Below are 24,863 nucleotides of genomic sequence, written 5' to 3'. Positions count from 1 at the left end.
GCGGCAAAAAAAAGTTAACGCATCACTTTAGCAATAAAGCGGCCCGGCGTCCGTCACGAAGTTTTTAACTTGAAAGCATCGTTTAATTCACAATCTTGTAACTAACTTTCATCACCACACAAATTGCTGAAAAAAAGTGCAAATATAGTGGTCGGATGAGTAGTAAAATTACACAACAACGGGTAATATCTGAACCAGATCACATTTCAACGCAATGTTTACCACAAGGGGGCCAAAGATGGATCGCGCATATCCACTGTATAGAATCGTACTGCGCCGCGTGCTGGTGGTAGCAATCGGTTTGCTGGCGCTGCCAGTGATGTTATTCCGCTCAGATCGCGCACGTTTGTACAGTTACCTGCATCGTATGTGGTGCAAAACCAGCACGAAACCCGTCTGGCTGGCGCAGTCTGAAGCGGCTGCCGGCATTCACTGGTAAGCGATTTTAGCGCAGTATTAACCCGGCGACTTCACGTGAAGCGCCGGGTTTTTTTTATCGATAATTTTCACGCCCACCGCGCGTTCCCGCTGTTATCTCCGCGCATTTCAGCTACACTTAAAACCTCTACAAGATTTATGAGGTTGTACAAGTATGAGCGAGAAAATTCCTGTTGGTATCAGCGCTTGCCTGCTCGGGGATAACGTCCGATTTGATGGTGGCCATAAACGTTTTGCTTTCGCCACGGACGAACTCGTGCCATTTGTGCGCTTTGAACCTGTATGTCCCGAAATGGCGATTGGCTTACCGACGCCGCGTCCGGCTTTGCGCCTGGTAAAAGAGAGCGATGAAAACATCCATCTCTGTTTCAGCAAAGATGGCGGCGAAGAGGTGACGGAAAAGATGCAGCGCTGGTCCGCCGAACGCGTGAAGTCGCTACATCATCTGTGCGGCTACATCCTCTGTGCCAAATCCCCTAGCTGTGGGTTGGAACGTGTCCGCGTTTACGAGCCTGAAACCAACAACAATCGCAAAGCGGGCACCGGCATGTTTACCGCATTTTTACAGAAAGAGATGCCGTGGCTGCCGCTGGAAGAGGATGGTCGTCTGCATGACGACGCTATCCGCGAAAACTTTATCGGCCGCGTCTATGCGCTGCACGAATTCAACGAAATGTGGCGCAGCGGATTATCGCGCCACAAGCTGATGGCCTTCCATAGTCGCTACAAATTGCTGCTGCTTTCTCATGCGCAGGATGAGTACCGCGAGATGGGCCGCTTTGTCGCGGCGATGGACCAGTGGGATTCGCTGGAGGATTACGCCTTTGAGTACCGCAGTCGTCTGATGCACCTGATGTCACATCAGGCATCACGACGCAATCACACTAACGTGCTGATGCATGTACAAGGCTACTTCCGTCCGCAGTTGAGTTCGCCGCAGCGTCAGGAGCTGGCGCAACTGATTGATCGTTATCGTCAGGGCGTACAGCCGCTGTTAGCTCCGATCACCATGCTGAAACATTACATGGCGGAATACCCGCATCCGTGGCTGGCACAGCAGCGCTATTTTGATCCTTATCCGGAAGCGCTGCGTTTGCGCTACGGCCAATAATTTCGGGGCTTTATGACCACCCATTTGGTTTGGCTGCGCAACGATCTGCGCATCAATGACAACATGGCGCTGGCCGCTGCCTGCCGCGATAGCCAGGCCAAAGTGATTGCGCTGTTTATCGCTACACCACAGCAGTGGCAGCAACACCATATGGCGCCAAAGCAGGCGGCGTTCATCCAGCAAAATCTCAGCTTGTTGCAGAAGTCACTGGCTGAACGCGGCATTCCTCTGCATTTCCATCAGTGCGATGACTTTGCCGCTTCGATTGAATATCTGGCGAAATTTTGCCAGCAGCAACGGGTTGATGCGCTGTTCTACAACTACCAGTACGAAATCAACGAGCGTGAACGCGATGCGCAGGCGGAGAAACGTCTGGATGCGCAGGGCGTAGTATGTCAGGGATTCGATGACAGCTTGCTGTTGCCGCCGGGCAGCGTGCAAACCGGCAGCAACACCATGTTCAAAGTGTTCACGCCGTTCAGCAAAGCCTTTGTTCGTCGTTTACATCAGGGCTTACCGGAGTGCCATCAGGCACCGAAAGCGCGTGATGGTGCGCCCATCAGTATTAAAAAGAAGATTCCCGCTTTTGATTATCCTTGTGAAGCCTTTGATGAAAGCCTGTTCCCGGCGGGAGAAGAGGCGGCGTTAAAACAGCTGCGCCACTTCGCTAAACAGGCGGTGCAGCATTATCCGGATCAGCGTGATTTACCGGCCATTGACGGCACCAGCCGCTTATCGGTTTATTTGACCACTGGCGTACTGTCGCCGCGCCAATGTCTTCATCGCGTGCTCAAAGAGCATCCCGATGCGCTCAACGAGGGCAAGGCCTTTACCTGGCTGAACGAACTGATCTGGCGTGAATTCTATCGTCATCTAATGGTGGCGTTTCCGGCGCTGTGTAAGCATCAGCCGTTTGTCGACTGGACGCGCAACGTGGATTGGCAGCAAAACGACGCACATCTCACAGCCTGGCAACAGGGCAAAACCGGCTATCCGATTGTTGATGCGGCGATGCGCCAGCTCAACACGCTCGGCTGGATGCATAATCGCTTGCGCATGATTACCGCCAGTTTCCTGGTGAAGGATCTGCTGATCGACTGGCGTGAAGGCGAGCGTTATTTCATGCAGCAGCTGATCGATGGCGATCTGGCCGCCAACAATGGCGGCTGGCAGTGGGCCGCGTCAACTGGCACCGATGCCGCGCCCTATTTTCGTATCTTCAATCCCACCACGCAGGGCGAGCGCTTCGATAAACAGGGCGAGTTTATTCGTCAGTGGCTGCCGGAACTCAGCGACGTGCCCGACAGCGATATCCATCAGCCGCAAGTGTGGGCGCAGAAAAATAACAACAAACTCGATTATCCCGCGCCAATCGTGGAACATAAGGACGCACGTAAAAAGACACTAGACGCCTTTGAGCGCGCCCGCAGCGCGGCTTGAGGCGGTCAGGGAGCCGTAATGAATAATGTCGAGTTAGAACAGATCGTTAACCAGCAGCTGAATAACAGCGCCTTCAGCGACTACGCGCCGAACGGTTTGCAGGTGGAAGGGCGCGCCGAGGTGAAAACCATCATCACTGGCGTAACCGCGTGTCAGGCGCTGCTGGACGAGGCGGTGAAGCGCAATGCCGATGCGGTGCTGGTGCATCACGGTTACTTCTGGAAAAGCGAAGCGCCGGTGATTAAAGGCATGAAGCGCCAGCGTCTGCGCACGCTGCTGGCCAATGATATCAATTTGTATGGCTGGCATCTGCCGCTGGATGCCCATCCGGAGTTGGGTAATAACGCGCAGCTGGCGCGTCTGTTTGATATTGCAGTGAAAGGCGAGATTCAGCCGCTGGTGCCGTGGGGCGAGCTGGCACAACCACTGAGTGGCGCGGCGCTGGCGGAAAAAATTGCTCAACGTTTAGGTCGCACACCGCTGCACTGTGGTGATAACGCGCCGGCATTGATCAAGCGCGTTGCCTGGTGCAGCGGCGGCGGTCAGGGCTTTATCGATAGCGCGGCAGCCTTTGGCGTCGATGCCTTTATTACCGGCGAAGTCTCCGAGCAAACCATCCACAGCGCGCGCGAACAAGGTTTGCACTTCTATGCCGCCGGACACCACGCGACCGAACGCGGCGGCATCAAGGCGCTGGGTGAATGGTTAGCTGCCCATCATGGCCTTGATGTGACCTTTATCGACATCGACAATCCGGCCTGATTTCTCCCCTCTCACGCCCTTAACCTGCGTTAAGGGCGCAAATCTGTTGACACATCTCTGTCACTTTCGCATAACTTATGGCTTTTACGCATAAACGAGAAGTTCGTTCGCTATGAATGGCGATCCTGCAACATTCGTTCTGCGACATGTAAGACTTTTACCAGGAGGTTGTTTTTGCAACGAGCACGTTGTTATCTGCTAGGTGAGCGCGCGGTGGTGCTGGAACTGGAGCCACCGGTTTCGTTGACCAGCCAGCAGCGCATCTGGGGATTGTGTCAGCGACTGCAGCAAAACGAGCAGGTTGAGGAAGTGATTCCTGGCATGAACAACCTGACGTTGCTGCTGCACGATCCGCAACGCAATGCATTGGACGCGATTGAGCGTTTGCAGCGTTGGTGGGAAGAGAGCGAAGCGCAGCTGCCGGAATCGCGCCGCGTCGAGATTCCAGTTGTGTACGGCGGCGCAGGCGGGCCGGATCTGCAGGAGGTGGCGGAGCGCGCCAACATGACGGCCAGGCAAGCGGTAGAACTGCACAGCAGCATCGATTATGTGGTCTATTTCATCGGCTTCCAACCTGGTTTCCCTTATCTCGGCGGCCTGGATGAGCGTTTACACACGCCACGCCGCGCTGAACCGCGCGTGCTGGTGCCGAGCGGCTCGGTGGGCATCGGCGGCAGCCAAACCGGCATCTATCCATTAGCCGCGCCCGGCGGCTGGCAACTGATTGGTCATACGCCGCTCAGCCTGTTCGACCCGCTTCAGCATCCGCCGACACTGTTACGCCCCGGCGATAGCGTGCGTTTTGTGCCGCAGCAGGAGGGCGTATGTTGAAAATTCTCCGCGCGGGCATGATGACCTCGCTACAAGATCACGGCCGCAACGGCTTTCGCCAATATGGCATCAGCGTGGGCGGCGCGCTCGATCAACCGGCAATGCGCACCGCCAATATGCTGGTGGGTAACCCCGAGCAGAGCGCGGTGCTGGAAATCGTGCTGGGACAATTTAAAACGCAGTTTACCCGTGATGGCTGGTTTGCATTGACGGGCGCGGGCTGCAATGCCGATCTGGACGGCAAACCGGTCTGGACCGGCTGGCGTCTGCCGGTGAAAAAAGGGCAGGTGCTGACGCTGGCAACGCCAACGCGCGGCATGCGCAGTTATCTGGCGGTCAACGGTGGTTTTGCCGTGCCGGACATGCTCGGTTCGGTCAGTACCGATCTCAAGGCAGCGTTTGGCGGCTGGCAGGGACGTAAACTGCAGGATGGCGACGAGCTGCCGTTGGGTAAACCGACGCGCGACTTCAAAGATAAAGCTGGCGTGCGTCAACTGCTGTGGGGCAACCGCATCCGCGCCTTAGCGGGCCCGGAATATAACGAGTTCTCGCGTGAGGCGCAGCAGGGTTTCTGGCGCAGCCCGTGGAAGCTCAGTCCGCAAAGTAACCGCATGGGTTATCGCCTGCAGGGACGTCAACTGCATCGCGATGCGACGCGCGATTTGCTGTCGCACGGTTTAGTGCCCGGCGTGGTACAAGTGCCGCCCAATGGCCAGCCGATTGTGTTGATGGCGGATGCACAAACCACCGGCGGCTATCCGCGCATTGCCTGCATCATCGAAGCCGATCTCTATCATCTGGCGCAAATTCGTCTCGGCGAACCGATTCACTTTATCCACTGCACGCTGGAAGACGCGATACACGCCAAACAGCATCAACAACGTTCCTTCGACCAAATAGCCTGGGGATTGGCCCATGAAGATTGATCTTAACGCCGATCTCGGCGAAGGCAGCGCCAGCGATCGGGAGCTGCTGACGCTGGTGAGTTCAGCCAATATCGCCTGCGGCTTCCACGCTGGTGATGCGCAAACCATGCTGCAATCGGTGCGCTGGGCGAAAGCGTCTGGCGTGGCGATTGGCGCGCATCCGAGTTTCCCCGATCGGGAAAACTTTGGCCGTACCGCTATGCAGCTGCCGCCGGAAACGGTGTATGCGCAGATGATCTACCAGATTGGTGCGCTGAAAAGCATTGCCGAGAGCGAAGGCGAACGGCTGGTACACGTCAAGCCGCACGGCATGCTGTACAACCAGGCGGCGGGCGATCCGCAACTGGCGGATGCCATCGCGCGCGCGGTAAAAGCCGTGGATAGCGGATTGATTCTGGTCGGATTGGCGGGCAGCGCGTCGATTGCGGCGGCGGCGCATCATGGTCTGCGCACCCGCGAAGAGGTGTTTGCCGATCGCGGCTATCTGGCGAGCGGGGCGTTAGTGCCACGCAGCCAGCGGCAAGCGATGATTGAAGATGCCGATCAGGCGCTGGCGCAAACGCTGGCGATGGTGCAGCAGCGTCAGGTGCAGAGCATCAGCGGAGAATGGGTCAAGGTTAACGCCGAAACCGTCTGTTTACACGGTGATGGCGCACATGCGCTGCAGTTCGCCCGCACGCTGCGCGCGGCATTTGCGACCAGTCAGATTGCGGTCACCAGCGCATAACGTTTTTACTCATTGCCCGGCATCACGCCGGGCTTTGTCTTTTCACATAAGGGAACAACATGGATAACGTGGTAAACCTCTGGCCGCTGCTAGGCATTGCCGCCATCATTCTGGGTTTTGTGCTGCGCTTTAACCCGGTGCTGGTGGTGATTGTGGCGGGCTTCGTCACCGGGTTGGCAGCGCATCTGCCGCTGGCTGACATTCTGGAAAAACTCGGCTCTGGCTTCCTCAATACGCGTAACCTGCCGCTGATTCTGCTGCTGCCGCTGGCTGTTATCGGTTTGCTGGAGCGTCATGGCCTGAAAGAGCGGGCGCAAAGCTGGATCGCGCAGATCAAAACCGCCACCGCCGGCCGCTTGCTGATCGTCTACCTGTTTGTGCGTGAAGCCACCGCCGCGCTGGGCTTAACCAGCTTGGGCGGGCATCCGCAGATGGTGCGTCCGCTGCTGGCGCCGATGGCCGAAGGTGCCACAGAAAACCGCTACGGTGATGTCCCGCCAGACGTGCGCCATCGTCTGCGCGCCATGTCTGCAGCGACCGATAACGTCGGTCTGTTCTTTGGCGAGGATATCTTCGTTGCCTTTGGCGCGATTATCTTCATGCATAACTTTATGCAGGAATCTGCCGGTATCAGCACCGAACCGCTGCATATCGCGCTGTGGGGCATTCCTACCGCGCTCTGTGCTTTCCTCATTCATTCAGCTCGTCTGGTGCGTCTCGATCGCCAGCTGTCGCGTGAATTGGGCGCGTTGAACCAGCAGGCGCTGAACGCCAAAGGAGCGAAGTAATGTTCCAGCAACAATATTTGATGTGGCTGGCAGGGGTGATCCTGCTGGTGGTTGCCGTGCTTTCATGGCGTGACAGCGCTAACCCGCGCCGTTTTACCACCGGTCTGTTCTGGGCGCTCTACGGCCTGATTTTCCTGATTGGCGACGGTGCTTATCAACTGATGGAGCATTGGGCGGGCGATGCGGAACTGGGCAGCCGCTGGTTGCATATCGGCGTGGGTGTGGCCGTGGTGTTGATGGCGCTGATTGCCGGTTTCGGCGGCGTGCGTCTGGGGCGTTATCATCAGCGCAGCGATGAGCAGAAACAGGAAAGTGCTAAACGTCTGCACAACAAACTGTTCTTGCCAGCGCTGGCGATTCCACTGGTGACGGTGATTGGCGTGCTGGCGTTTAACCATATTCCCGGTTTGCAGGATACGGTGTTTGGTCCCGGCAATCACGCCACGCTGGTGACGCTGTTCTCCATGATGATTGGCTGCCTGCTGGGCTGGCTGATCGCATTGAAAATCACCCATGAAAAGCCGCTGCAGTCGATGCAGGAAACCCGTCGCCTGCTGGATGCGGTCGGTTGGGCGTTTATTCTGCCGCAGATTCTGGCCACGCTTGGCCTGTTGTTCACCAGCGCCGGTGTCGGCACGGCAATTTCGCATCTCACCGAACAGTATCTGGCGGTAGATAATCGCCTGATTGCCGTCGCGGTGTATGCGGGTGGCATGGCATTGCTGACCATGGTGATGGGCAATGCGTTTGCTGCCTTCCCGATTGTCACCGCCGGCATCGGTATTCCGATTCTGGTGCTGCAGCACGGCGGCAATCCGGCGGTAATGGCGGCGATTGGGATGTTCTCCGGCTATTGCGGCACGTTGATGACGCCAATGGCGGCCAACTTCAACATCGTGCCGGCGCGCCTGCTGGAGCTGCCGGACCGCAACGCGGTGATCAAGGCTCAGGTGCCAACCGGTGTGCTACTGTTGGTAGTGAATATTTTCCTGCTCTACTTCCTGATGTTCTTGTGAGGTTGCGATGAAAACGGTGTTAATGACGGCGTTTGAGCCTTTTGGTGGCGAAAACATCAACCCTTCGTGGGAAGCGGTGCGCACCTTCGACGGCAAAGAGATCGCCGGTGCACGCATTGTGGTACGCCAGCTGCCGGTGGTATTTGCCACTTGCGGTGAAGTGCTGACGCGCGCGCTGGAGGAGATTCAACCCGACCGCGTGTTGTGCGTCGGGCAAGCCGGCGGCCGCGCCGATATTACCGTTGAACGCGTTGCGATTAACGTGGATGACGCGCGCATACCGGATAACAACCAGCAGCAACCGATCGATCAGCCCATCGAGGCGGATGGCCCGGCGGCTTATTTCTCCACGCTGCCGATCAAAGCGATGGTTGCCGCGCTGCGTGAAGTGGGTGTGCCGGCCTCGGTATCGCAAACCGCCGGCACCTTCACCTGTAACCACGTGATGTACAGCCTGCTGCACTGGATCCACACCACCAACAGCAAGGCGCGCGGCGGTTTCGTTCATATCCCGTATATGCCGGAACAAGCGGTGCACCATCCCGGCGTGGCCAGCATGGCGACTGCAAGCGTGATTCAGGCGCTGGAAACCTCGCTGCAGGTGATCCTGAGTACCGAAAATGATATCCGCGTCGTCGGTGGCGCTACGCATTAAAAGGAGTTGTTATGCCTGAGGGACCGGAGATCCGCCGCGCGGCGGATCAGCTGGCAGAGGCAATGGTCGGCAAACCCCTTACCGATGTGTGGTTTGCCTTTCCACAGCTGAAAACCTACGAACCTGCGCTGATGGATGCCACCATCAACGCCTTCGAAACGCGCGGTAAAGCGCTGCTCACCCACTTCTCCAATGGTTTGACGCTCTACAGCCACAATCAGCTGTACGGCGTGTGGCGCGTGGTGCCAACCGGTACGCAACCGAATACCACGCGCCAGCTGCGCGTTCGGCTCGCAACGGCGGATAAAACCATTTTGCTGTATAGCGCCTCGGATATTGAGCTGCTCAACGCTGATACCTTAGCTGCGCATCCGTTTTTGCAGCGCGTGGGCCCGGATGTGCTGGATGCCAGCTTAACGGTGGAAGAGGTGCGCGAGCGTTTGCTGTCGCCGCGTTTTCGTCGTCGCCAGTTCAGCGGCTTGCTGCTTGATCAGGCCTTTTTAGCCGGCCTCGGCAATTATCTGCGCGTGGAGATTTTGTGGCATGCCGGATTGCTGGCGTCGCATCGGGCGCAGGACCTCAGCGAACAGCAGCTGACGGCGTTAAGTGAGGCGATGCTGGCGGTGCCGCGTTTGTCATACGAGATGCGTGGCAGCATGAAGAAGTATCATGAAGAAGCAGCGTTTCGCTTCGAGGTGTTTCATCGGCAGGGTAAAAAGTGTCGGCGGTGCGGCGCGGTGGTTGAGAAGGGCGTGCTGTCATCGCGGCCGTTTTACTGGTGCCCGGGATGCCAGTTGTAGCGCTATAAAAAAGGCGGCCAGATGGCCGCCTTTCTCTTATTTATCCAGCGCCGAGGTGAATGGACGCTCGGTGTAACCGGTATACAGCTGACGCGGACGGGCGATTTTCATGCCTTCGTCGTGCATCTCTTTCCAGTGTGCAATCCAGCCCACGGTGCGCGCCATGGCGAAGATAACGGTAAACATGGAAGACGGAATGCCCATCGCTTTCAGGATGATGCCTGAATAGAAATCGACGTTTGGATAGAGTTTACGCTCGATGAAGTACGGGTCGTTCAGCGCGATGTGTTCCAGCTCCATCGCCACTTCCAGCAGATCATCTTTCATGCCCAGTTCGTTCAGCACTTCGTGACAGGTATCGCGCATCACGGTGGCACGTGGATCGTAGTTTTTGTACACGCGGTGGCCGAAGCCCATCAGACGGAACGAATCGTTCTTATCTTTCGCTCGTTTAACAAACTCAGGGATGTGATCAACGGTGCTGATCTCTTCCAGCATGCGCAGTGTCGCTTCGTTGGCACCGCCGTGCGCCGGTCCCCACAGTGAAGCGATACCGGCGGCGATACAGGCAAACGGGTTCGCGCCTGAAGAGCCTGCGGTACGCACGGTAGAGGTAGACGCGTTCTGCTCATGGTCGGCGTGCAGAATCAGAATACGGTCCATCGCGCGTTCCAGCACTGGATTCACTTTGTACTCTTCGCACGGCGTGGCGAACATCATGTGCAGGAAGTTACCGGCATAAGAGAGGTCGTTGCGCGGATAGACAAACGGCTGGCCAATCGAGTACTTGTAGCACATCGCTGCCATGGTCGGCATTTTCGACAGCAGGCGGAACGCAGCGATTTCACGGTGACGCTCAATGTTGACGTCTAAAGAGTCGTGATAAAACGCTGCCAGCGCACCGGTCACGCCACACATTACTGCCATTGGATGCGAATCGCGGCGGAAGCCGTGGAACAGTCGGGTGATTTGCTCGTGAATCATGGTGTGGCGGGTAACGGTGGTGCGGAACTCTTCAAACTGGGCTTGGGTCGGGGCTTCGCCATTTAACAGGATGTAACACACTTCAAGATAGTTAGAGTGGGTTGCCAGCTGATCAATCGGGAAACCGCGGTGTAACAGAATACCTTCGTCACCATCAATAAAGGTGATTTTAGATTCGCAGGACGCCGTAGAGGTGAAGCCGGGATCGAAGGTGAACAGGCCTTGTGAGCCAAGGGCGCGGACATCAACTACATCTTGTCCCAGCGTGCCTTGCATCACGTCCAGTTCAACAGAAGTATTATCTTGTAGGGTTAGCGTCACTTTTTTATCTGTCATTATTTCGTCTCCATAGCGCCTTTAAGGTAAGGATCTTAGACACCAGAATAGCCATGTTGTTACGTAAAACCACAATCTTCACAGCATCACTCTGCGGTAACGTTGGTCGTGCAGGGTTACAGAGTAAATGCTGAACTGGGCCATTCGGTGGCGTCGGGGCATGACATGCTGCACATCGAGGATGTTAAAGTTCCTGTCACGACATAACTTCTTGGTAACCAATAACCTGATGCTTTGTGTTACTTGTATTGGCAATGTTACATAACTTGAGCTTAGGGGAAAGTGTATCCCCATAACTTTTGTGCATCATAGGACTTTAATGCGATTGTTTGTAACTGAAATGTTGATTCTTTGTCAAATCAGATAATTAAAAATGTATAAATTGTGAAAATCGTGAAGGTGATCACTGTTCAGCCTAAATGTGACCAAAGAGATTGTAGGGGAATTGTAATCAGAATGTGATCCTCCTATACTGCGGCCAGGTCTCCGGAACACCCTGACACCAGGAGCCACCCAGCGTTTTACCCGCTTTATTTAACACTGGATGTTGCTATTTTGGTGGCGGTTGCAGTCTGAACACACGCTGTGTCTCTGATGCAACTCAGGACCGGAGGAAGCAAAATAAAAAAGAGCTGTGTGGGCAAAACCGTGAAAAAACAAAGACCTGTTAACTTGGATCTCTCGACGATCCGGTTTCCCGTTACTGCAATATCGTCCATTCTCCACCGCGTCTCCGGCGTGATCACCTTTGTCGCTCTCGGAATTCTGCTCTGGTTACTGGGTCTCTCTCTCTCCTCTCCAGAAGGTTTCCAGCAAGCGGCATCCATCATGGATAGCTTCTTCGCCAAATTCATCATGTGGGGCATTTTAACTGCGCTGGCGTATCACGCTGTGAGCGGTATTCGCCATATGTTGGCTGATTTTGGTGTAACAGCAGAAACCCTGCAGGTGGGAACCCGTTCCGCGCAAGCGGCTTTTGTTATCACTGTCGTGCTCTCAATTTTGGCTGGAGTCCTCGTATGGTAAGCAATGCTTCTGCATTAGGACGCAACGGTATCCATGACTGGCTGTTACTGCGTGCTGCTGCAATCTTAATTACGCTCTATATTCTCTACATCCTCGGTTTTGTCGTGATGACAGGCACGCTGACGTATGACGTCTGGCATGGCTTCTTCTCGTCCGCCTTCACGAAAGTGTTCACCATGTTGACGCTGTTCTCGATTCTGATCCACGGCTGGATTGGAATGTGGCAGGTGCTGACTGACTACGTGAAACCTGTTGCAACCCGTTTGTTGCTGCAGTTTGTGATTGTGGTTGCGCTGTTGTCATATGCGATTTATGGAACCGTTGTTGTGTGGGGTGTGTAAATGAGTTTGCCAGTCAGAGAATTTGATGCCGTGGTGATCGGCGCGGGTGGCGCAGGAATGCGCGCCGCTCTGCAAATCTCCCAATCGGGCCAGACTTGTGCCCTGTTATCCAAAGTATTCCCAACCCGTTCCCATACCGTATCGGCGCAGGGCGGTATTACCGTTGCGCTGGGTAACACCCATGACGATAACTGGGAATGGCACATGTACGACACCGTCAAAGGTTCCGACTTTATCGGCGACCAGGACGCGATCGAATATATGTGTCATGTCGGTCCGGAAGCGATTCTGGAACTGGAACACATGGGATTGCCGTTCTCCCGTCTGGATGACGGCCGGGTGTATCAGCGTCCGTTTGGTGGTCAGTCGAAGAATTTTGGCGGTGAGCAGGCGGCACGTACCGCTGCAGCTGCCGACCGTACCGGCCACGCCTTGCTGCATACGCTGTATCAGCAGAACCTGAAAAACAAAACCACCATCTTCTCCGAATGGTACGCGCTGGATCTGGTGAAAAACGAAGACGGCGCGATTGTCGGCTGTACGGCTATCTGCATGGAAACCGGCGAAACCGTCTATTTCAAAGCCAAGGCCACTATTCTGGCGACCGGCGGCGCGGGCCGTATTTACCAATCCACCACTAACGCCCACATCAACACTGGTGACGGCGTTGGCATGGCGCTGCGCGCCGGCGTGCCGGTGCAGGATATGGAAATGTGGCAGTTCCACCCAACCGGTATTGCCGGTGCGGGCGTGCTGGTTACTGAAGGTTGCCGTGGTGAAGGTGGTTACCTGCTGAATAAGCACGGTGAACGCTTCATGGAACGTTATGCGCCGAACGCCAAAGATCTGGCGGGTCGTGATGTGGTTGCGCGTTCGATGATGGTGGAAATCCGTGAAGGTCGCGGTTGCGATGGCCCCTGGGGTCCGCACATTAAACTGAAACTCGACCATCTCGGTGCCGAAGTGCTGGAGTCGCGTCTGCCGGGCATCCTTGAGCTGTCGCGTACCTTTGCCCACGTCGACCCAATTAAAGAACCGATTCCGGTGATCCCGACCTGCCACTACATGATGGGCGGCGTGCCGACCAAAGTGACCGGCCAGGCGCTGCGTGTGAATGAGCAGGGCCAGGATGAGGTGATTCCGGGTCTGTTCGCCGTCGGTGAAATCGCCTGCGTATCGGTTCATGGCGCTAACCGCCTCGGCGGCAACTCGCTGCTCGATCTGGTGGTGTTCGGTCGCGCAGCCGGTGTGCATCTGCTGGAGTGTATTGAAGAGCAGGGCGAACTGCGTGAAGCCACGCCGGAAAATATCGATGCAGCGATGGCGCGCTTCAACCGCTGGGAAAATAACACCACCGGTGAAGATCCTGTCGAAATCCGTAAAGCGCTGCAGCGCTGCATGCAGAACAACTTCTCGGTGTTCCGCGATGGCGATGCGATGCGTGAAGGTCTGGAAGAGCTGAAAGTGATTCGTGAGCGTCTGAAATCAGCGCGTCTTGATGACCGTTCGCCAGACTTCAACACCCAGCGTATCGAGTGCCTTGAGCTGGATAACCTGATGGAAACCGCTTACGCCACCGCTGTTGCCGCCAACTTCCGTACCGAAAGCCGTGGTGCACATAGCCGCTTCGACTTCCCGGACCGCGATGATGAAAACTGGCTGTGCCACAGTCTCTATGTTCCGCAGACGGAAAGCATGACGCGCCGTGAGGTGAACATGCAACCGAAACTGCGTGCGGCCTTCCCGCCGAAAGCGCGTACCTACTAATTGCGGAGATCATCATGAGACTCGAATTTTCAATCTATCGTTACAACCCGGAAGTCGATGCCAAGCCGCGCATGCAGGAGTACACCCTGGAGTCGGAAGATGGTCGCGACATGATGCTGTTGGATGCGCTGATCCGTCTGAAAGAGAAAGACCCTACGCTGGCTTTCCGTCGCTCTTGCCGTGAAGGCGTGTGCGGTTCAGATGGTCTGAACATGAACGGTAAAAATGGTCTGGCGTGTATCACGCCGATCTCTGCGCTGGGCAACGGTTCGAAGAAAATTGTTATCCGTCCACTGCCAGGTTTGCCGGTGATCCGCGACCTCGTGGTAGACATGGGACAATTCTATGCACAGTATGAGAAGATTAAGCCTTTCCTGTTGAATAATGGGGAAAATCCACCGGCGCGCGAGCATTTACAGAGCCCAGCCGAGCGTGAGCATCTGGACGGTTTGTATGAGTGTATTCTCTGCGCCTGTTGCTCAACGTCGTGCCCGTCGTTCTGGTGGAATCCGGACAAGTTTGTCGGTCCGGCTGGCCTGCTGGCCGCTTACCGTTTCCTGATCGACAGCCGCGACACGGAAACCAATGCGCGTCTCGACAATCTCAACGATGCTTTCAGTGTTTTCCGCTGTCACAGCATCATGAACTGTGTGAGCGTGTGCCCGAAAGGCCTAAACCCAACGCGCGCCATCGGCCATATTAAGTCGATGCTGCTGCAACGCGGGGCGTAACAGAAAAAGTCACTCTCCGGGAACCTGAGTTCCCGGATGTTTACGGAAGCCTCTATAAGCGCGGTGCTGACCACGCTTATAAAGGTTCCCTTACGAGCCAGGCGCCGGTAGCGCACAGGTTCGTATCGCTGAACTCACTACGGCAAGCCGCGTAAGCGGTAAAAAATGAAACCTCATAAAAAGCAGATTAATGCTTAAGGGATCACAATGCAGAACAGCGCGATGAAACCCTGGCTGGACTCCTCCTGGCTGGCCGGCGCGAACCAATCTTACATAGAGCAGCTCTATGAGGATTTCCTGACCGATCCTGACTCAGTTGATGACATGTGGCGCGAGCTGTTCCAACAGCTGCCGGGCACTGGCGTGAAACCTGAGCAATTTCACTCCACCACGCGTGACTACTTCCGCCGCCTGGCTAAAGACGCTACGCGTTACACATCAACCGTGACCGATCCGGCAACCAACTCCAAACAGGTAAAAGTGCTGCAGCTGATTAATGCGTTCCGCTTCCGCGGCCATCAGCATGCAAACCTCGATCCGCTTGGCCTGTGGAAACAGGACACGGTAGCCGACCTCGATCCGGCTTATCACGATCTGACCGACGCCGATTTTCAGGAAAGCTTTAACGTAGGCTCTTTTGCTATCGGCAAAGAGACCATGAAGCTGGCCGATCTGTTTGCGGCGCTGCAGCAGACTTACTGTGGCTCGATTGGTGCTGAGTACATGCACATCAACAACACCGACGAGAAGCGCTGGATTCAGCAGCGTCTGGAATCGGTGGTGGGCCACGCGTCTTTCAGCAGTGACGAGAAAAAAGGTTTCCTGAAAGAGCTGACCGCGGCAGAAGGCCTGGAAAAATATCTGGGTGCAAAATTCCCGGGTGCGAAGCGCTTCTCGCTGGAAGGCGGCGATGCACTGGTGCCCATGCTGCGCGAGATGATTCGTCACGCGGGCAAGAGCGGTACGCGCGAAGTGGTGCTGGGTATGGCGCACCGCGGTCGTCTCAACGTACTGATCAACGTATTAGGTAAGAAGCCGCAGGATCTGTTCGACGAATTCTCCGGCAAGCACAAAGAACACCTCGGCACCGGCGACGTGAAGTACCACATGGGCTTCTCGTCTGACGTGGAAACCGAAGGCGGCTTAGTGCACCTGGCGCTGGCGTTCAACCCGTCGCATCTGGAAATCGTAAGCCCGGTAGTGATGGGGTCGGTGCGTGCGCGTCTGGATCGTCTGGCTGAGCCAAGCAGCAACAAAGTTCTGCCAATCACCATTCACGGTGATGCCGCTGTTATTGGTCAGGGCGTGGTGCAGGAAACCCTGAACATGTCGCAGGCGCGTGGCTACGAAGTGGGCGGTACCGTTCGCATCGTGATCAACAACCAGGTTGGTTTCACCACCTCCAACCCGAAAGATGCGCGCTCTACGCCGTACTGTACGGATATCGGCAAGATGGTGCTGGCACCGATTTTCCACGTTAACGCGGACGATCCGGAAGCCGTAGCCTTTGTGACTCGCCTGGCGCTGGATTATCGCAACACCTTTAAACGTGATGTCTTCATCGACCTGGTGTGCTATCGCCGTCACGGCCACAACGAAGCCGACGAGCCAAGTGCAACGCAGCCGTTGATGTACCAGAAAATCAAAAAGCATCCGACGCCGCGTAAACTCTATGCCGATCAGCTGGAAAGCGAAGGCGTAGCGACCAGCGAAGATGCCACCGAGATGGTCAATCTCTATCGCGACGCGCTGGATGAAGGCGAATGCGTGGTGCCAGAGTGGCGTCCGATGAGCCTGCACTCATTCACCTGGTCGCCGTATCTGAACCACGAGTGGGACGAAAGCTACCCGGCGACCGTGGAACTGAAACGCCTGCAGGAACTGGCGCGCCGCATCAGCAGCGTACCGGAATCGGTAGAAGTGCAGTCTCGCGTTGCCAAGATCTACAACGATCGCAAAGAGATGGCCGAAGGCAACAAAGCGTTCGACTGGGGCGGTGCAGAAAACCTCGCCTACGCCACGCTGGTTGACGAGGGGATTCCGGTGCGTCTTTCCGGTGAAGATACCGGTCGCGGGACCTTCTTCCACCGTCATGCGGTAATCCACAACCAGACCAACGGCTCAACCTACACGCCGCTGCACCATGTCCATAACGGCCAGGGTCAGTTCAAAGTGTGGGATTCCGTGCTGTCTGAAGAAGCGGTACTGGCTTTCGAATACGGTTATGCCACCGCAGAACCGCGCGTGCTGACCATCTGGGAAGCGCAGTTCGGCGACTTCGCCAATGGCGCGCAGGTCGTGATCGACCAGTTCATCAGCTCCGGCGAACAGAAATGGGGCCGTATGTGTGGCCTGGTCATGTTGCTACCGCACGGTTATGAAGGTCAGGGTCCTGAGCACTCCTCAGCGCGTCTGGAGCGTTATCTGCAACTCTGTGCTGAACAGAACATGCAGGTGTGCGTGCCTTCTACGCCAGCGCAGGTTTACCACATGCTGCGTCGTCAGGCGCTGCGCGGTATGCGCCGTCCGCTGATCGTCATGTCACCGAAATCACTGCTGCGTCATCCGCTGGCGATTTCCAGCCTGGAAGAGTTGGCCACAGGCAGCTTCCAGCCAGCGATTGGTGAGATCGACGATCTCGATCCACAACAGGTAAAACGCGTGGTGCTGTGTTCGGGCAAGGTTTATTACGATCTGCTGGAGCAGCGTCGTAAAAACGAGCAGACCGACGTGGCCATCGTGCGTATCGAACAACTCTATCCGTTCCCGCACAAAGTCGTGCAGGACGTATTGAAAAACTATGCTCATGTGCAGGATTTCGTGTGGTGTCAGGAAGAGCCGCTGAATCAGGGCGCATGGTATTGCAGTCAGCATCATTTCCGCGAAGTGGTTCCATTTGGTGCGTCACTGCGTTATGCAGGCCGTCCGGCTTCTGCTTCACCGGCCGTGGGCTACATGTCCGTACATCAAAAACAGCAGCAAGACCTGGTTAATGACGCGCTGAACCTTGGTTAATAAAAAGGAAAGAAAATGAGTAGCGTAGAAATTCTCGTTCCCGATTTGCCTGAATCCGTAGCGGACGCAACGGTTGCAACCTGGCACAAAAAACCTGGCGACTCTGTGAGCCGCGATGAAGTACTGGTAGAGATTGAAACTGACAAAGTGGTTCTGGAAGTGCCTGCTTCAGCGGATGGCATCCTGGAAGCCGTGCTGGAAGAGGAAGGCGCTACCGTCACTTCTCGTCAGATTCTGGGCCGTCTGAAAGAGGGCAACAGCGGCGGGAAAGAGACTGCGGCCAAAGCGGAAAGCAACGAATCTACACCGGCACAGCGCCAGACCGCTTCGCTGGAAGAAGAGAGCAACGATGCGCTCAGCCCAGCGGTACGCCGCCTGATTGCTGAAAACAACCTCGATGCCAGCCAGATTAAAGGCACCGGCGTTGGTGGCCGTCTGACGCGTGAAGATGTGGAAAAACATCTGGCGAAGAAAGCTGACGGTGGCAAAGCTGCACCGGCTGCAGCGCCAGCCGCTGCTGCACCGCAGGCCGCTGTGGCTAACCGCAGCGAAAAACGCGTACCGATGACGCGTCTGCGTAAGCGTGTTGCCGAGCGTCTGCTGGAAGCGAAAAACAGCACCGCGATGTTGACCACGTTCAACGAAATCAACATGAAGCCAATCATGGATCTGCGCAAGCAGTACGGCGATGCGTTCGAGAAACGTCACGGCGTGCGTCTGGGCTTCATGTCCTTCTACATCAAAGCGGTAGTGGAAGCGCTGAAACGCTTCCCGGAAGTGAACGCGTCTATTGATGGCGAAGATGTGGTTTACCACAACTATTTCGATGTGAGCATTGCGGTTTCTACCCCGCGTGGTCTGGTTACGCCGGTGCTGAAAGATGTTGATGCACTGAGCATGGCCGACATTGAGAAGAAAATTAAAGAGCTGGCGGTGAAAGGCCGTGACGGCAAGTTGACGGTTGAAGAGCTGACCGGCGGTAACTTCACCATCACCAACGGTGGTGTGTTTGGTTCGCTGATGTCTACGCCAATCATCAACCCGCCGCAGAGCGCGATTCTCGGCATGCACGCCATCAAAGATCGCCCAATGGCGGTTAATGGTCAGGTTGTGATTCTGCCAATGATGTATCTGGCGCTCTCTTACGATCACCGTTTGATTGATGGTCGTGAATCCGTTGGCTATCTGGTGGCGGTGAAAGAGATGCTGGAAGATCCAGCTCGCCTGCTGCTGGACGTCTAATTTCGCCGGGCGCGCGGTGTGAAGGCGCGCCCAAACTCATACCTGAATGGATAGAACATCATGAATTTACATGAATACCAGGCGAAGCAGCTGTTTGCACGCTATGGCATGCCAGCACCGACAGGCTACGCCTGCACCACGCCACGTGAAGCTGAAGAAGCCGCGTCTAAAATTGGCGCAGGTCCGTGGGTAGTGAAATGTCAGGTTCATGCCGGTGGCCGCGGTAAAGCGGGCGGCGTGAAAGTGGTGAACAGCAAAGAAGACATTCGTGCTTTTGCTGAACACTGGCTGGGCAAACGTCTGGTGACCTATCAAACTGATGCGCACGGTCAGCCGGTAAACCAGATTCTGGTTGAAGCCGCGACGGATATCGATCAGGAGCTGTATCTGGGTGCGGTTGTTGACCGTGCTACCCGTCGTGTCATCTTCATGGCTTCGACAGAAGGCGGTGTTGAGATTGAGAAAGTGGCAGAAGAAACGCCACACTTGATCCACAAGATGGCGCTCGATCCATTAGCGGGTCCACAGCCGTATCAGGGGCGCGAGTTGGCGTTCAAACTCGGCCTGACCGGCAAGCAAGTTAGCCAGTTCACCAAAATCTTCATGGGCCTGGCGACCATGTTCCTTGAGCGCGATCTGGCGATGGTTGAGATTAACCCGCTGGTGATCACCAAGCAGGGCGATCTGATCTGCCTCGACGGTAAACTGGGCGCGGACGGTAACGCACTGTTCCGTCAGCCGGAACTGCGTGAAATGCGCGATCCGAGCCAGGAAGATCCACGTGAAGCCCACGCAACGCAGTGGGAACTGAACTATGTTGCGCTGGATGGCAACATCGGCTGTATGGTGAACGGCGCCGGTCTGGCGATGGGCACCATGGACATCGTGAAACATCACGGTGGTGAGCCAGCAAACTTCCTGGACGTTGGCGGCGGCGCAACCAAAGAGCGCGTCACCGAAGCCTTCACGAAGCTAAAAATCATCCTGTCTGACGATGCAGTGAAAGCTGTGTTCGTTAACATCTTCGGCGGCATTGTGCGTTGCGATCTGATCGCAGACGGCATCATCGGTGCCGTGGCAGAAGTGGGTGTCAACGTGCCAGTTGTGGTACGTCTGGAAGGTAACAACGCCGAGCTGGGCGCTAAGAAATTGGCGGACAGCGGTCTGAACATCATTGCAGCAACCAGCCTGACAGACGCTGCACAGCGTGTTGTAGCTGCAGCGGAGGGTAAATAATGTCCATTTTGATCGACAAAAACACCAAAGTCATTTGCCAGGGTTTCACCGGTGGTCAAGGGACGTTCCACTCTGAGCAGGCGCTGGCTTACGGTACGCAGCTGGTTGGCGGTGTAACGCCAGGCAAAGGCGGCACCACGCATCTCGGCCTGCCGGTGTTCAACACCGTACGTGAAGCAGTAGAAGCCACCGGCGCAACCGCCACCGTGATTTACGTTCCAGCGCCGTTCTGCAAAGACGGTATTCTGGAAGCGATCGATGCGGGTATTAAACTGATCATCACCATCACCGAAGGTATCCCAACGCTGGATATGCTGACCGTGAAAGTGAAGCTGGATGAAGCTGGCGTGCGCATGATCGGCCCGAACTGCCCAGGCGTGATCACGCCAGGCGAATGTAAGATCGGTATCATGCCAGGCCACATTCACCAGCCAGGCCGCGTAGGTATCGTATCGCGTTCAGGTACGCTGACTTATGAAGCCGTTAAGCAGACCACTGACATCGGCTACGGCCAGTCAACCTGCGTAGGTATCGGTGGTGACCCGATCCCTGGCTCTAACTTCATCGATATCCTGAAATTGTTCCAGGAAGATCCACAGACCGAAGCGATCGTGATGATCGGTGAGATCGGTGGTAGCGCGGAAGAAGAAGCAGCAGCTTACATCAAAGCACATGTGACCAAGCCGGTTGTCGGCTACATCGCCGGTGTGACTGCACCGAAAGGCAAACGTATGGGCCACGCAGGCGCCATCATTGCCGGTGGTAAAGGTACCGCTGATGAGAAATTTGCTGCGCTGGAAGCGGCCGGTGTGAAAACCGTACGCAGCCTGGCAGACATTGGTGACGCGGTTAAAGCGGTTTTACCACTCAAATAAGCCAATACAGACTGACAATGAAAAGCCACCTTCGGGTGGCTTTTTTTTTGGTAATAACCCGCCTGAAAGAGAGGGAAAAAAGCGCAACGGCTTCAAAAAATTGCGGCTATGCTTACTCTGTCATCAAGGTAAAGAAGGGAAAAGGCGCTGGATTTTTGTCAAGCAATTACCGTGCGGCTTTCCAAAATGAGGTTAAATAATTGCGGAAAAGGTAATTATATTCTTAATAATATGATGATGTTGTGACATCTAATTAACAACCACTTTAACACTACATATCCGGAAATTTATTGTCTTAATCTAGATCAATAATTGGCGACTTATAGGAAACTTTACCGCTAGCAAAAGGCCGACTAACCGGTATAAATTGCGCTGCATCAATTCAGTCTTCGTCATAATTTATCAGGAGTTTGTGCCAGGCGTTGTTATATCAATTCTGCCGCCTCCTCGTGTTACTCCTGCTTTAAATTGACTGAAAAGATCGGTTTTTAAGGGAATTTTATCACTGTTACTCGCTCTCTTCGGGCAACAGCTTTCTCTGTTCTATCAGTAACAAAACTGGAATCAATAATCAGTCGTTCCTGAATCTTGTTCTGCGCGTCAATGTCTGTTGTTTGCCGTTGTCATCCGCAGGGGAAGTTCATGCGAGGAGCAAGGAGTCATCATGTTAGATATTGTCGAGCTGTCGCGTTTACAGTTTGCCCTGACGGCGATGTACCATTTCCTGTTCGTGCCATTAACGCTGGGTATGGCGTTTTTATTGGCGATCATGGAAACGGTATATGTCCTGACGGGTAAACAAATTTATAAAGATATGACCAAGTTCTGGGGCAAGTTGTTTGGTATTAACTTTGCACTCGGCGTGGCTACCGGCCTGACCATGGAATTCCAGTTCGGTACCAACTGGTCATATTATTCACACTATGTCGGCGATATCTTCGGTGCGCCGCTCGCCATCGAAGGTTTAATGGCGTTCTTCCTCGAATCCACCTTTGTTGGCCTGTTCTTCTTCGGCTGGGATCGCCTCGGTAAGGTGCAACACCTTGCGGTGACCTGGCTGGTGGCGCTCGGTTCGAACATGTCCGCGCTGTGGATTCTGGTGGCGAACGGCTGGATGCAAAACCCCATTGCATCGGAATTCAATTTCGAAACCATGCGTATGGAGATGTTGAGTTTCTCCGAGCTAGTGCTGAACCCGGTTGCGCAGGTGAAGTTTGTCCATACCGTGGCCGCCGGTTACACCACGGGCGCGATGTTCATCCTTGGTATCAGCGCATGGTATCTGCTGAAAGGGCGCGACATTGCTTTCGCTAAACGCTCTTTCGCCATCGCAGCCAGTTTCGGTATGGCGGCGATTCTGTCAGTGATCGTACTGGGTGACGAATCCGGTTATGAAATCGGTGACGTGCAGAAAACCAAACTGGCGGCAATTGAAGCGGAATGGGAAACCCAACCGGCTCCGGCTGCATTTACGCTGTTTGGTATTCCGGATCAGGAGACGCAGGAGAACAAATATGCGATTCAGATTCCGTATCTGCTCGGCCTGATCGCCACGCGTTCAGTGGATACGCCGGTCACCGGTTTGAAAGAACTGCTGGCACAACATGAAGTGCGTATTCGTAACGGCATGAAAGCCTACGCGCTGCTGAACGAACTGCGTGGTGGCAGTAAAGATCCTGAGGTGCGCAGCCAGTTTGAAGCCAGCAAACAGGATCTCGGTTATGGCCTGCTGCTGAAGCGCTATACGCCGGATGTGGCTAACGCCAGCGAAGAGCAGATTCAGAAAGCGACACAGGATTCGATCCCACGCGTTGCGCCACTGTACTTCGCCTTCCGCATCATGGTGCTGGGCGGTGTGCTGATGCTGGGCATTATTGCGCTCTCCTTCTGGAGCGTGATTCGTAACCGCATCGGTAAGTCTCGCTGGTTACTGAAAGCCGCGTTGTACGGCATTCCATTACCGTGGATTGCGATTGAAGCGGGTTGGTTCGTTGCTGAGTATGGTCGCCAGCCGTGGGCAATTGGTGAGGTGCTGCCAACCGCGGTCGCTAACTCCTCATTGACCGTCGGCGATCTGCTGTTCTCAATGACGCTGATTTGCGGTCTCTACACCTTGTTCCTTGTGGCGGAAATGTACCTGATGTTCAAGTTCGCGCGCCTCGGTCCGAGCAGCCTGAAAACCGGCCGCTATCATCATGAAACGCTGAAGACATCATCTCAGCCGGCGCGTGGATAAGGAGAGCGACCATGTTTGATTACGAAGTATTGCGCTTTGTCTGGTGGCTGCTGATTGGCGTGTTGCTGATCGGTTTCGCGGTCACCGATGGCTTTGATATGGGCGTTGGTATGCTGACGCGCATTCTGGGTCGTACTGATACCGAACGTCGCATCATGATTAATACCATTGCGCCGCACTGGGACGGAAACCAGGTTTGGCTGATCACCGCCGGTGGCGCGCTGTTTGCCGCCTGGCCAATGGTATATGCCGCGGCGTTCTCAGGATTCTACGTGGCGATGATTCTGGTGCTGGCTTCACTGTTCTTCCGTCCGGTTGGATTTGATTACCGTTCAAAGATTGAAGATATGCGCTGGCGCGGCATGTGGGATTGGGGCATTTTCATCGGCAGCTTTGTTCCGCCGCTGGTGATTGGTGTGGCGTTCGGCAACCTGCTGCAAGGGGTGCCGTTCCACGCTGACGAATATCTGCGTCTCTTCTATACCGGCAATTTCTTCCAACTGCTGAATCCTTTTGGCTTGCTGGCGGGTGTGGTGAGTGTGGCGATGATCCTGACGCAGGGCGCAACCTATCTGCAGATGCGGACTGCTGGTGAACTGCACGTCCGCAGCCGCAGCACCGCGCAAATCTCGGCGCTGGTAATGATGGTGTGCTTCATTCTCGCGGGCGTGTGGGTGAAATACGGCATTGACGGTTATGTGCTGAAAAGCGTTATCGATCATCACGCGGCATCCAACCCGTTGGGTAAAGATGTGGTGCGTGAAGCCGGTGCGTGGATGGTGAACTTCGAGCAGATGCCAGTGCTGTGGCTGTTCCCGCTGTTGGGCGTGGTGTTGCCGCTGCTGACCGTTCTCTGCTCGCGTATCGAGAAGGGCGCTCTGGCGTTTATCTCGTCTTCATTGACCTTAGCTTGCGTGATCATGACGGCCGGGATTGCGATGTTCCCCTTCATCATGCCATCCAGCACCGTGCCGGGCATCAGCCTGACCATGTGGGATGCCACGTCTAGCCTGCTGACGCTGAAAGTGATGACCATTGCCGCCATCATCTTTGTACCGATTATCCTGGCGTACACCGCGTGGTGTTATTACAAGATGTTTGGCCGTATCACCAAAGAACACATTGAGAGCAATACGCACTCCCTGTACTGATTAAGGAGATTGAGCATGTGGTATTTTGCCTGGATTCTTGGCACCTTGCTGGCCTGTGCGTTCGGTGTGATTACGGCGCTGGCGCTGGAGCACGTTGAAGAGAGCAGCGCGAAGGACGAGCAAGTCTGATGCGCGCACTGATTCAGACGCTTTATCGTCTGATGGACAAGGGCCCGCTTCGGGCCCTTTCGCTAATCCTCGCGCTGTGGCTGGCGGGCTGTGTCATTTGGCAGCCTTCACGCTTTGCCGCGCGTACCAGTGATTTAGCGATATGGCATGGAATGCTGCTGATTTGGGCCGTTTGTACCGGCGTGATTCACGGCACTGGATTTCGCCCTCAGCGCCTGCGCTGGCAAGCGCTCTTCTCGCCGTTGCCCGCGATGATAGTTTTAGTAGCAGGAATTTTCTGGTTCTACTATTAAGTCCAGG

24 protein-coding genes are annotated in these 24,863 nt (G+C 55.3%); 23 read left to right on the top strand and 1 reads right to left on the bottom strand.

What is annotated here, in order from left to right:
* Positions 1-238: 238 nt before the first annotated feature.
* From Q3H59_RS14440 to nei, 11 genes are all read left to right on the top strand, one after another.
* Complete coding sequence (locus tag Q3H59_RS14440) at positions 239-439, top strand: YbfA family protein (RefSeq protein WP_309835508.1); 201 nt, start codon at positions 239-241, stop codon at positions 437-439.
* A gap of 153 nt (positions 440-592) precedes the next feature.
* Positions 593-1,549: a 2-thiouracil desulfurase family protein gene (locus Q3H59_RS14435; protein ID WP_101763228.1), complete on the top strand. Its 957-nt coding sequence runs from the start codon at positions 593-595 to the stop codon at positions 1,547-1,549.
* A gap of 12 nt (positions 1,550-1,561) precedes the next feature.
* Entirely contained in the window at positions 1,562-2,989 is a 1,428-nt protein-coding gene (phrB, locus tag Q3H59_RS14430) for a deoxyribodipyrimidine photo-lyase (RefSeq protein WP_309835505.1), read from the top strand.
* Positions 2,990-3,007: 18 nt separating this feature from the next.
* Entirely contained in the window at positions 3,008-3,751 is a 744-nt protein-coding gene (locus Q3H59_RS14425) for a type 2 GTP cyclohydrolase I (RefSeq protein WP_222181643.1), read from the top strand.
* Positions 3,752-3,925: 174 nt separating this feature from the next.
* Positions 3,926-4,582 carry a 5-oxoprolinase subunit PxpB gene (gene pxpB / locus Q3H59_RS14420; RefSeq protein ID WP_309835503.1) on the top strand — a complete coding sequence of 219 codons (657 nt, stop codon included), beginning with the start codon at positions 3,926-3,928 and terminating at the stop codon, positions 4,580-4,582.
* The gene (gene pxpC / locus Q3H59_RS14415) at positions 4,576-5,508 is read left to right on the top strand and encodes a 5-oxoprolinase subunit PxpC (protein WP_309835501.1); all 933 of its coding nucleotides are present in this window, start codon (positions 4,576-4,578) and stop codon (positions 5,506-5,508) included. Before pxpB ends, pxpC begins: the two co-directional genes overlap by 7 nt.
* A complete protein-coding gene (pxpA, locus tag Q3H59_RS14410) occupies positions 5,498-6,235 on the top strand; it encodes a 5-oxoprolinase subunit PxpA (RefSeq protein WP_309835499.1) in 738 nt (245 codons plus the stop codon). The genes pxpC and pxpA overlap by 11 nt, the downstream gene beginning before the upstream one ends.
* A 59-nt stretch (positions 6,236-6,294) precedes the next feature.
* Positions 6,295-7,023, top strand: coding sequence for a DUF969 domain-containing protein (locus Q3H59_RS14405; RefSeq protein WP_101763222.1), 729 nt, complete (start codon positions 6,295-6,297; stop codon positions 7,021-7,023).
* Positions 7,023-8,039: a DUF979 domain-containing protein gene (locus Q3H59_RS14400; protein ID WP_309835497.1), complete on the top strand. Its 1,017-nt coding sequence runs from the start codon at positions 7,023-7,025 to the stop codon at positions 8,037-8,039. The genes Q3H59_RS14405 and Q3H59_RS14400 overlap by 1 nt, the downstream gene beginning before the upstream one ends.
* Before the next feature lie 7 nt (positions 8,040-8,046).
* The gene (pcp, locus tag Q3H59_RS14395; protein ID WP_101763220.1) at positions 8,047-8,694 is read left to right on the top strand and encodes a pyroglutamyl-peptidase I; all 648 of its coding nucleotides are present in this window, start codon (positions 8,047-8,049) and stop codon (positions 8,692-8,694) included.
* 11 nt (positions 8,695-8,705) lie between these two features.
* A complete protein-coding gene (gene nei, locus Q3H59_RS14390) occupies positions 8,706-9,494 on the top strand; it encodes an endonuclease VIII (RefSeq protein ID WP_309835495.1) in 789 nt (262 codons plus the stop codon).
* Positions 9,495-9,530: 36 nt separating this feature from the next.
* On the opposite strand, the gene Q3H59_RS14385 is transcribed toward nei, so the two are convergent.
* Positions 9,531-10,814, bottom strand: a complete 1,284-nt coding sequence (locus tag Q3H59_RS14385; RefSeq protein ID WP_008107361.1) for a citrate synthase — start codon at positions 10,812-10,814, stop codon at positions 9,531-9,533.
* Between the two features lie 636 nt (positions 10,815-11,450).
* Here Q3H59_RS14385 and sdhC point away from each other — a divergent pair.
* The 12 genes from sdhC (at position 11,451) to ybgE (ending at position 24,856) form a co-directional block, all read left to right on the top strand.
* Positions 11,451-11,840: a succinate dehydrogenase cytochrome b556 subunit gene (gene sdhC / locus Q3H59_RS14380; RefSeq protein WP_101763218.1), complete on the top strand. Its 390-nt coding sequence runs from the start codon at positions 11,451-11,453 to the stop codon at positions 11,838-11,840.
* A complete protein-coding gene (sdhD, locus tag Q3H59_RS14375) occupies positions 11,834-12,181 on the top strand; it encodes a succinate dehydrogenase membrane anchor subunit (protein WP_049850912.1) in 348 nt (115 codons plus the stop codon). The genes sdhC and sdhD overlap by 7 nt, the downstream gene beginning before the upstream one ends.
* The gene (gene sdhA / locus Q3H59_RS14370) at positions 12,182-13,948 is read left to right on the top strand and encodes a succinate dehydrogenase flavoprotein subunit (RefSeq protein ID WP_101763217.1); all 1,767 of its coding nucleotides are present in this window, start codon (positions 12,182-12,184) and stop codon (positions 13,946-13,948) included.
* Between the two features lie 14 nt (positions 13,949-13,962).
* Positions 13,963-14,679 carry a succinate dehydrogenase iron-sulfur subunit gene (locus Q3H59_RS14365; protein ID WP_007890649.1) on the top strand — a complete coding sequence of 239 codons (717 nt, stop codon included), beginning with the start codon at positions 13,963-13,965 and terminating at the stop codon, positions 14,677-14,679.
* Positions 14,680-14,886: 207 nt separating this feature from the next.
* Positions 14,887-17,694, top strand: a complete 2,808-nt coding sequence (sucA, locus tag Q3H59_RS14360; protein WP_110865741.1) for a 2-oxoglutarate dehydrogenase E1 component — start codon at positions 14,887-14,889, stop codon at positions 17,692-17,694.
* A 15-nt stretch (positions 17,695-17,709) separates the two neighbouring features.
* Positions 17,710-18,936, top strand: a complete 1,227-nt coding sequence (odhB, locus tag Q3H59_RS14355) for a 2-oxoglutarate dehydrogenase complex dihydrolipoyllysine-residue succinyltransferase (RefSeq protein WP_101763215.1) — start codon at positions 17,710-17,712, stop codon at positions 18,934-18,936.
* A gap of 60 nt (positions 18,937-18,996) precedes the next feature.
* Positions 18,997-20,172 (top strand): ADP-forming succinate--CoA ligase subunit beta, encoded by a 1,176-nt coding sequence (gene sucC, locus Q3H59_RS14350; RefSeq protein ID WP_309835487.1) that lies wholly within the window; start codon positions 18,997-18,999, stop codon positions 20,170-20,172.
* Positions 20,172-21,047 carry a succinate--CoA ligase subunit alpha gene (gene sucD / locus Q3H59_RS14345; RefSeq protein WP_110865742.1) on the top strand — a complete coding sequence of 292 codons (876 nt, stop codon included), beginning with the start codon at positions 20,172-20,174 and terminating at the stop codon, positions 21,045-21,047. Before sucC ends, sucD begins: the two co-directional genes overlap by 1 nt.
* A gap of 664 nt (positions 21,048-21,711) precedes the next feature.
* Positions 21,712-23,283, top strand: coding sequence for a cytochrome ubiquinol oxidase subunit I (gene cydA, locus Q3H59_RS14340; RefSeq protein WP_101763213.1), 1,572 nt, complete (start codon positions 21,712-21,714; stop codon positions 23,281-23,283).
* Positions 23,284-23,294: 11 nt separating this feature from the next.
* Entirely contained in the window at positions 23,295-24,434 is a 1,140-nt protein-coding gene (cydB, locus tag Q3H59_RS14335; RefSeq protein ID WP_192236625.1) for a cytochrome d ubiquinol oxidase subunit II, read from the top strand.
* Positions 24,435-24,449: 15 nt separating this feature from the next.
* Positions 24,450-24,563 (top strand): cytochrome bd-I oxidase subunit CydX, encoded by a 114-nt coding sequence (gene cydX, locus Q3H59_RS14330; RefSeq protein ID WP_007890642.1) that lies wholly within the window; start codon positions 24,450-24,452, stop codon positions 24,561-24,563.
* Positions 24,563-24,856, top strand: a complete 294-nt coding sequence (ybgE, locus tag Q3H59_RS14325; RefSeq protein WP_192414186.1) for a cyd operon protein YbgE — start codon at positions 24,563-24,565, stop codon at positions 24,854-24,856. The genes cydX and ybgE overlap by 1 nt, the downstream gene beginning before the upstream one ends.
* Positions 24,857-24,863: the final 7 nt, after the last annotated feature.

This window comes from Pantoea sp. SORGH_AS_0659, assembly GCF_031453915.1.
Classification (GTDB): domain Bacteria; phylum Pseudomonadota; class Gammaproteobacteria; order Enterobacterales; family Enterobacteriaceae; genus Pantoea; species Pantoea leporis.
Note: the sequence above shows the minus strand (reverse complement) of the source record. Positions and strands in the feature narration are given on the sequence as shown.

Bases quoted from the DNA above. Each gene is read 5' to 3' on its own strand.
- Q3H59_RS14440 (WP_309835508.1), top strand. From the start codon at position 239: ATGGATCGCGCATATCCACTGTATAGAATCGTACTGCGCCGCGTGCTG.
- Q3H59_RS14435 (WP_101763228.1), top strand. From the start codon at position 593: ATGAGCGAGAAAATTCCTGTTGGTATCAGCGCTTGCCTGCTCGGGGAT.
- phrB (WP_309835505.1), top strand. From the start codon at position 1,562: ATGACCACCCATTTGGTTTGGCTGCGCAACGATCTGCGCATCAATGAC.
- Q3H59_RS14425 (WP_222181643.1), top strand. From the start codon at position 3,008: ATGAATAATGTCGAGTTAGAACAGATCGTTAACCAGCAGCTGAATAAC.
- pxpC (WP_309835501.1), top strand. From the start codon at position 4,576: ATGTTGAAAATTCTCCGCGCGGGCATGATGACCTCGCTACAAGATCAC.
- pxpA (WP_309835499.1), top strand. From the start codon at position 5,498: ATGAAGATTGATCTTAACGCCGATCTCGGCGAAGGCAGCGCCAGCGAT.
- Q3H59_RS14405 (WP_101763222.1), top strand. From the start codon at position 6,295: ATGGATAACGTGGTAAACCTCTGGCCGCTGCTAGGCATTGCCGCCATC.
- Q3H59_RS14400 (WP_309835497.1), top strand. From the start codon at position 7,023: ATGTTCCAGCAACAATATTTGATGTGGCTGGCAGGGGTGATCCTGCTG.
- pcp (WP_101763220.1), top strand. From the start codon at position 8,047: ATGAAAACGGTGTTAATGACGGCGTTTGAGCCTTTTGGTGGCGAAAAC.
- nei (WP_309835495.1), top strand. From the start codon at position 8,706: ATGCCTGAGGGACCGGAGATCCGCCGCGCGGCGGATCAGCTGGCAGAG.
- Q3H59_RS14385 (WP_008107361.1), bottom strand. From the start codon at position 10,814: ATGACAGATAAAAAAGTGACGCTAACCCTACAAGATAATACTTCTGTT.
- sdhD (WP_049850912.1), top strand. From the start codon at position 11,834: ATGGTAAGCAATGCTTCTGCATTAGGACGCAACGGTATCCATGACTGG.
- sdhA (WP_101763217.1), top strand. From the start codon at position 12,182: ATGAGTTTGCCAGTCAGAGAATTTGATGCCGTGGTGATCGGCGCGGGT.
- Q3H59_RS14365 (WP_007890649.1), top strand. From the start codon at position 13,963: ATGAGACTCGAATTTTCAATCTATCGTTACAACCCGGAAGTCGATGCC.
- sucA (WP_110865741.1), top strand. From the start codon at position 14,887: ATGCAGAACAGCGCGATGAAACCCTGGCTGGACTCCTCCTGGCTGGCC.
- odhB (WP_101763215.1), top strand. From the start codon at position 17,710: ATGAGTAGCGTAGAAATTCTCGTTCCCGATTTGCCTGAATCCGTAGCG.
- sucC (WP_309835487.1), top strand. From the start codon at position 18,997: ATGAATTTACATGAATACCAGGCGAAGCAGCTGTTTGCACGCTATGGC.
- sucD (WP_110865742.1), top strand. From the start codon at position 20,172: ATGTCCATTTTGATCGACAAAAACACCAAAGTCATTTGCCAGGGTTTC.
- cydA (WP_101763213.1), top strand. From the start codon at position 21,712: ATGTTAGATATTGTCGAGCTGTCGCGTTTACAGTTTGCCCTGACGGCG.
- cydB (WP_192236625.1), top strand. From the start codon at position 23,295: ATGTTTGATTACGAAGTATTGCGCTTTGTCTGGTGGCTGCTGATTGGC.
- cydX (WP_007890642.1), top strand. From the start codon at position 24,450: ATGTGGTATTTTGCCTGGATTCTTGGCACCTTGCTGGCCTGTGCGTTC.
- ybgE (WP_192414186.1), top strand. From the start codon at position 24,563: ATGCGCGCACTGATTCAGACGCTTTATCGTCTGATGGACAAGGGCCCG.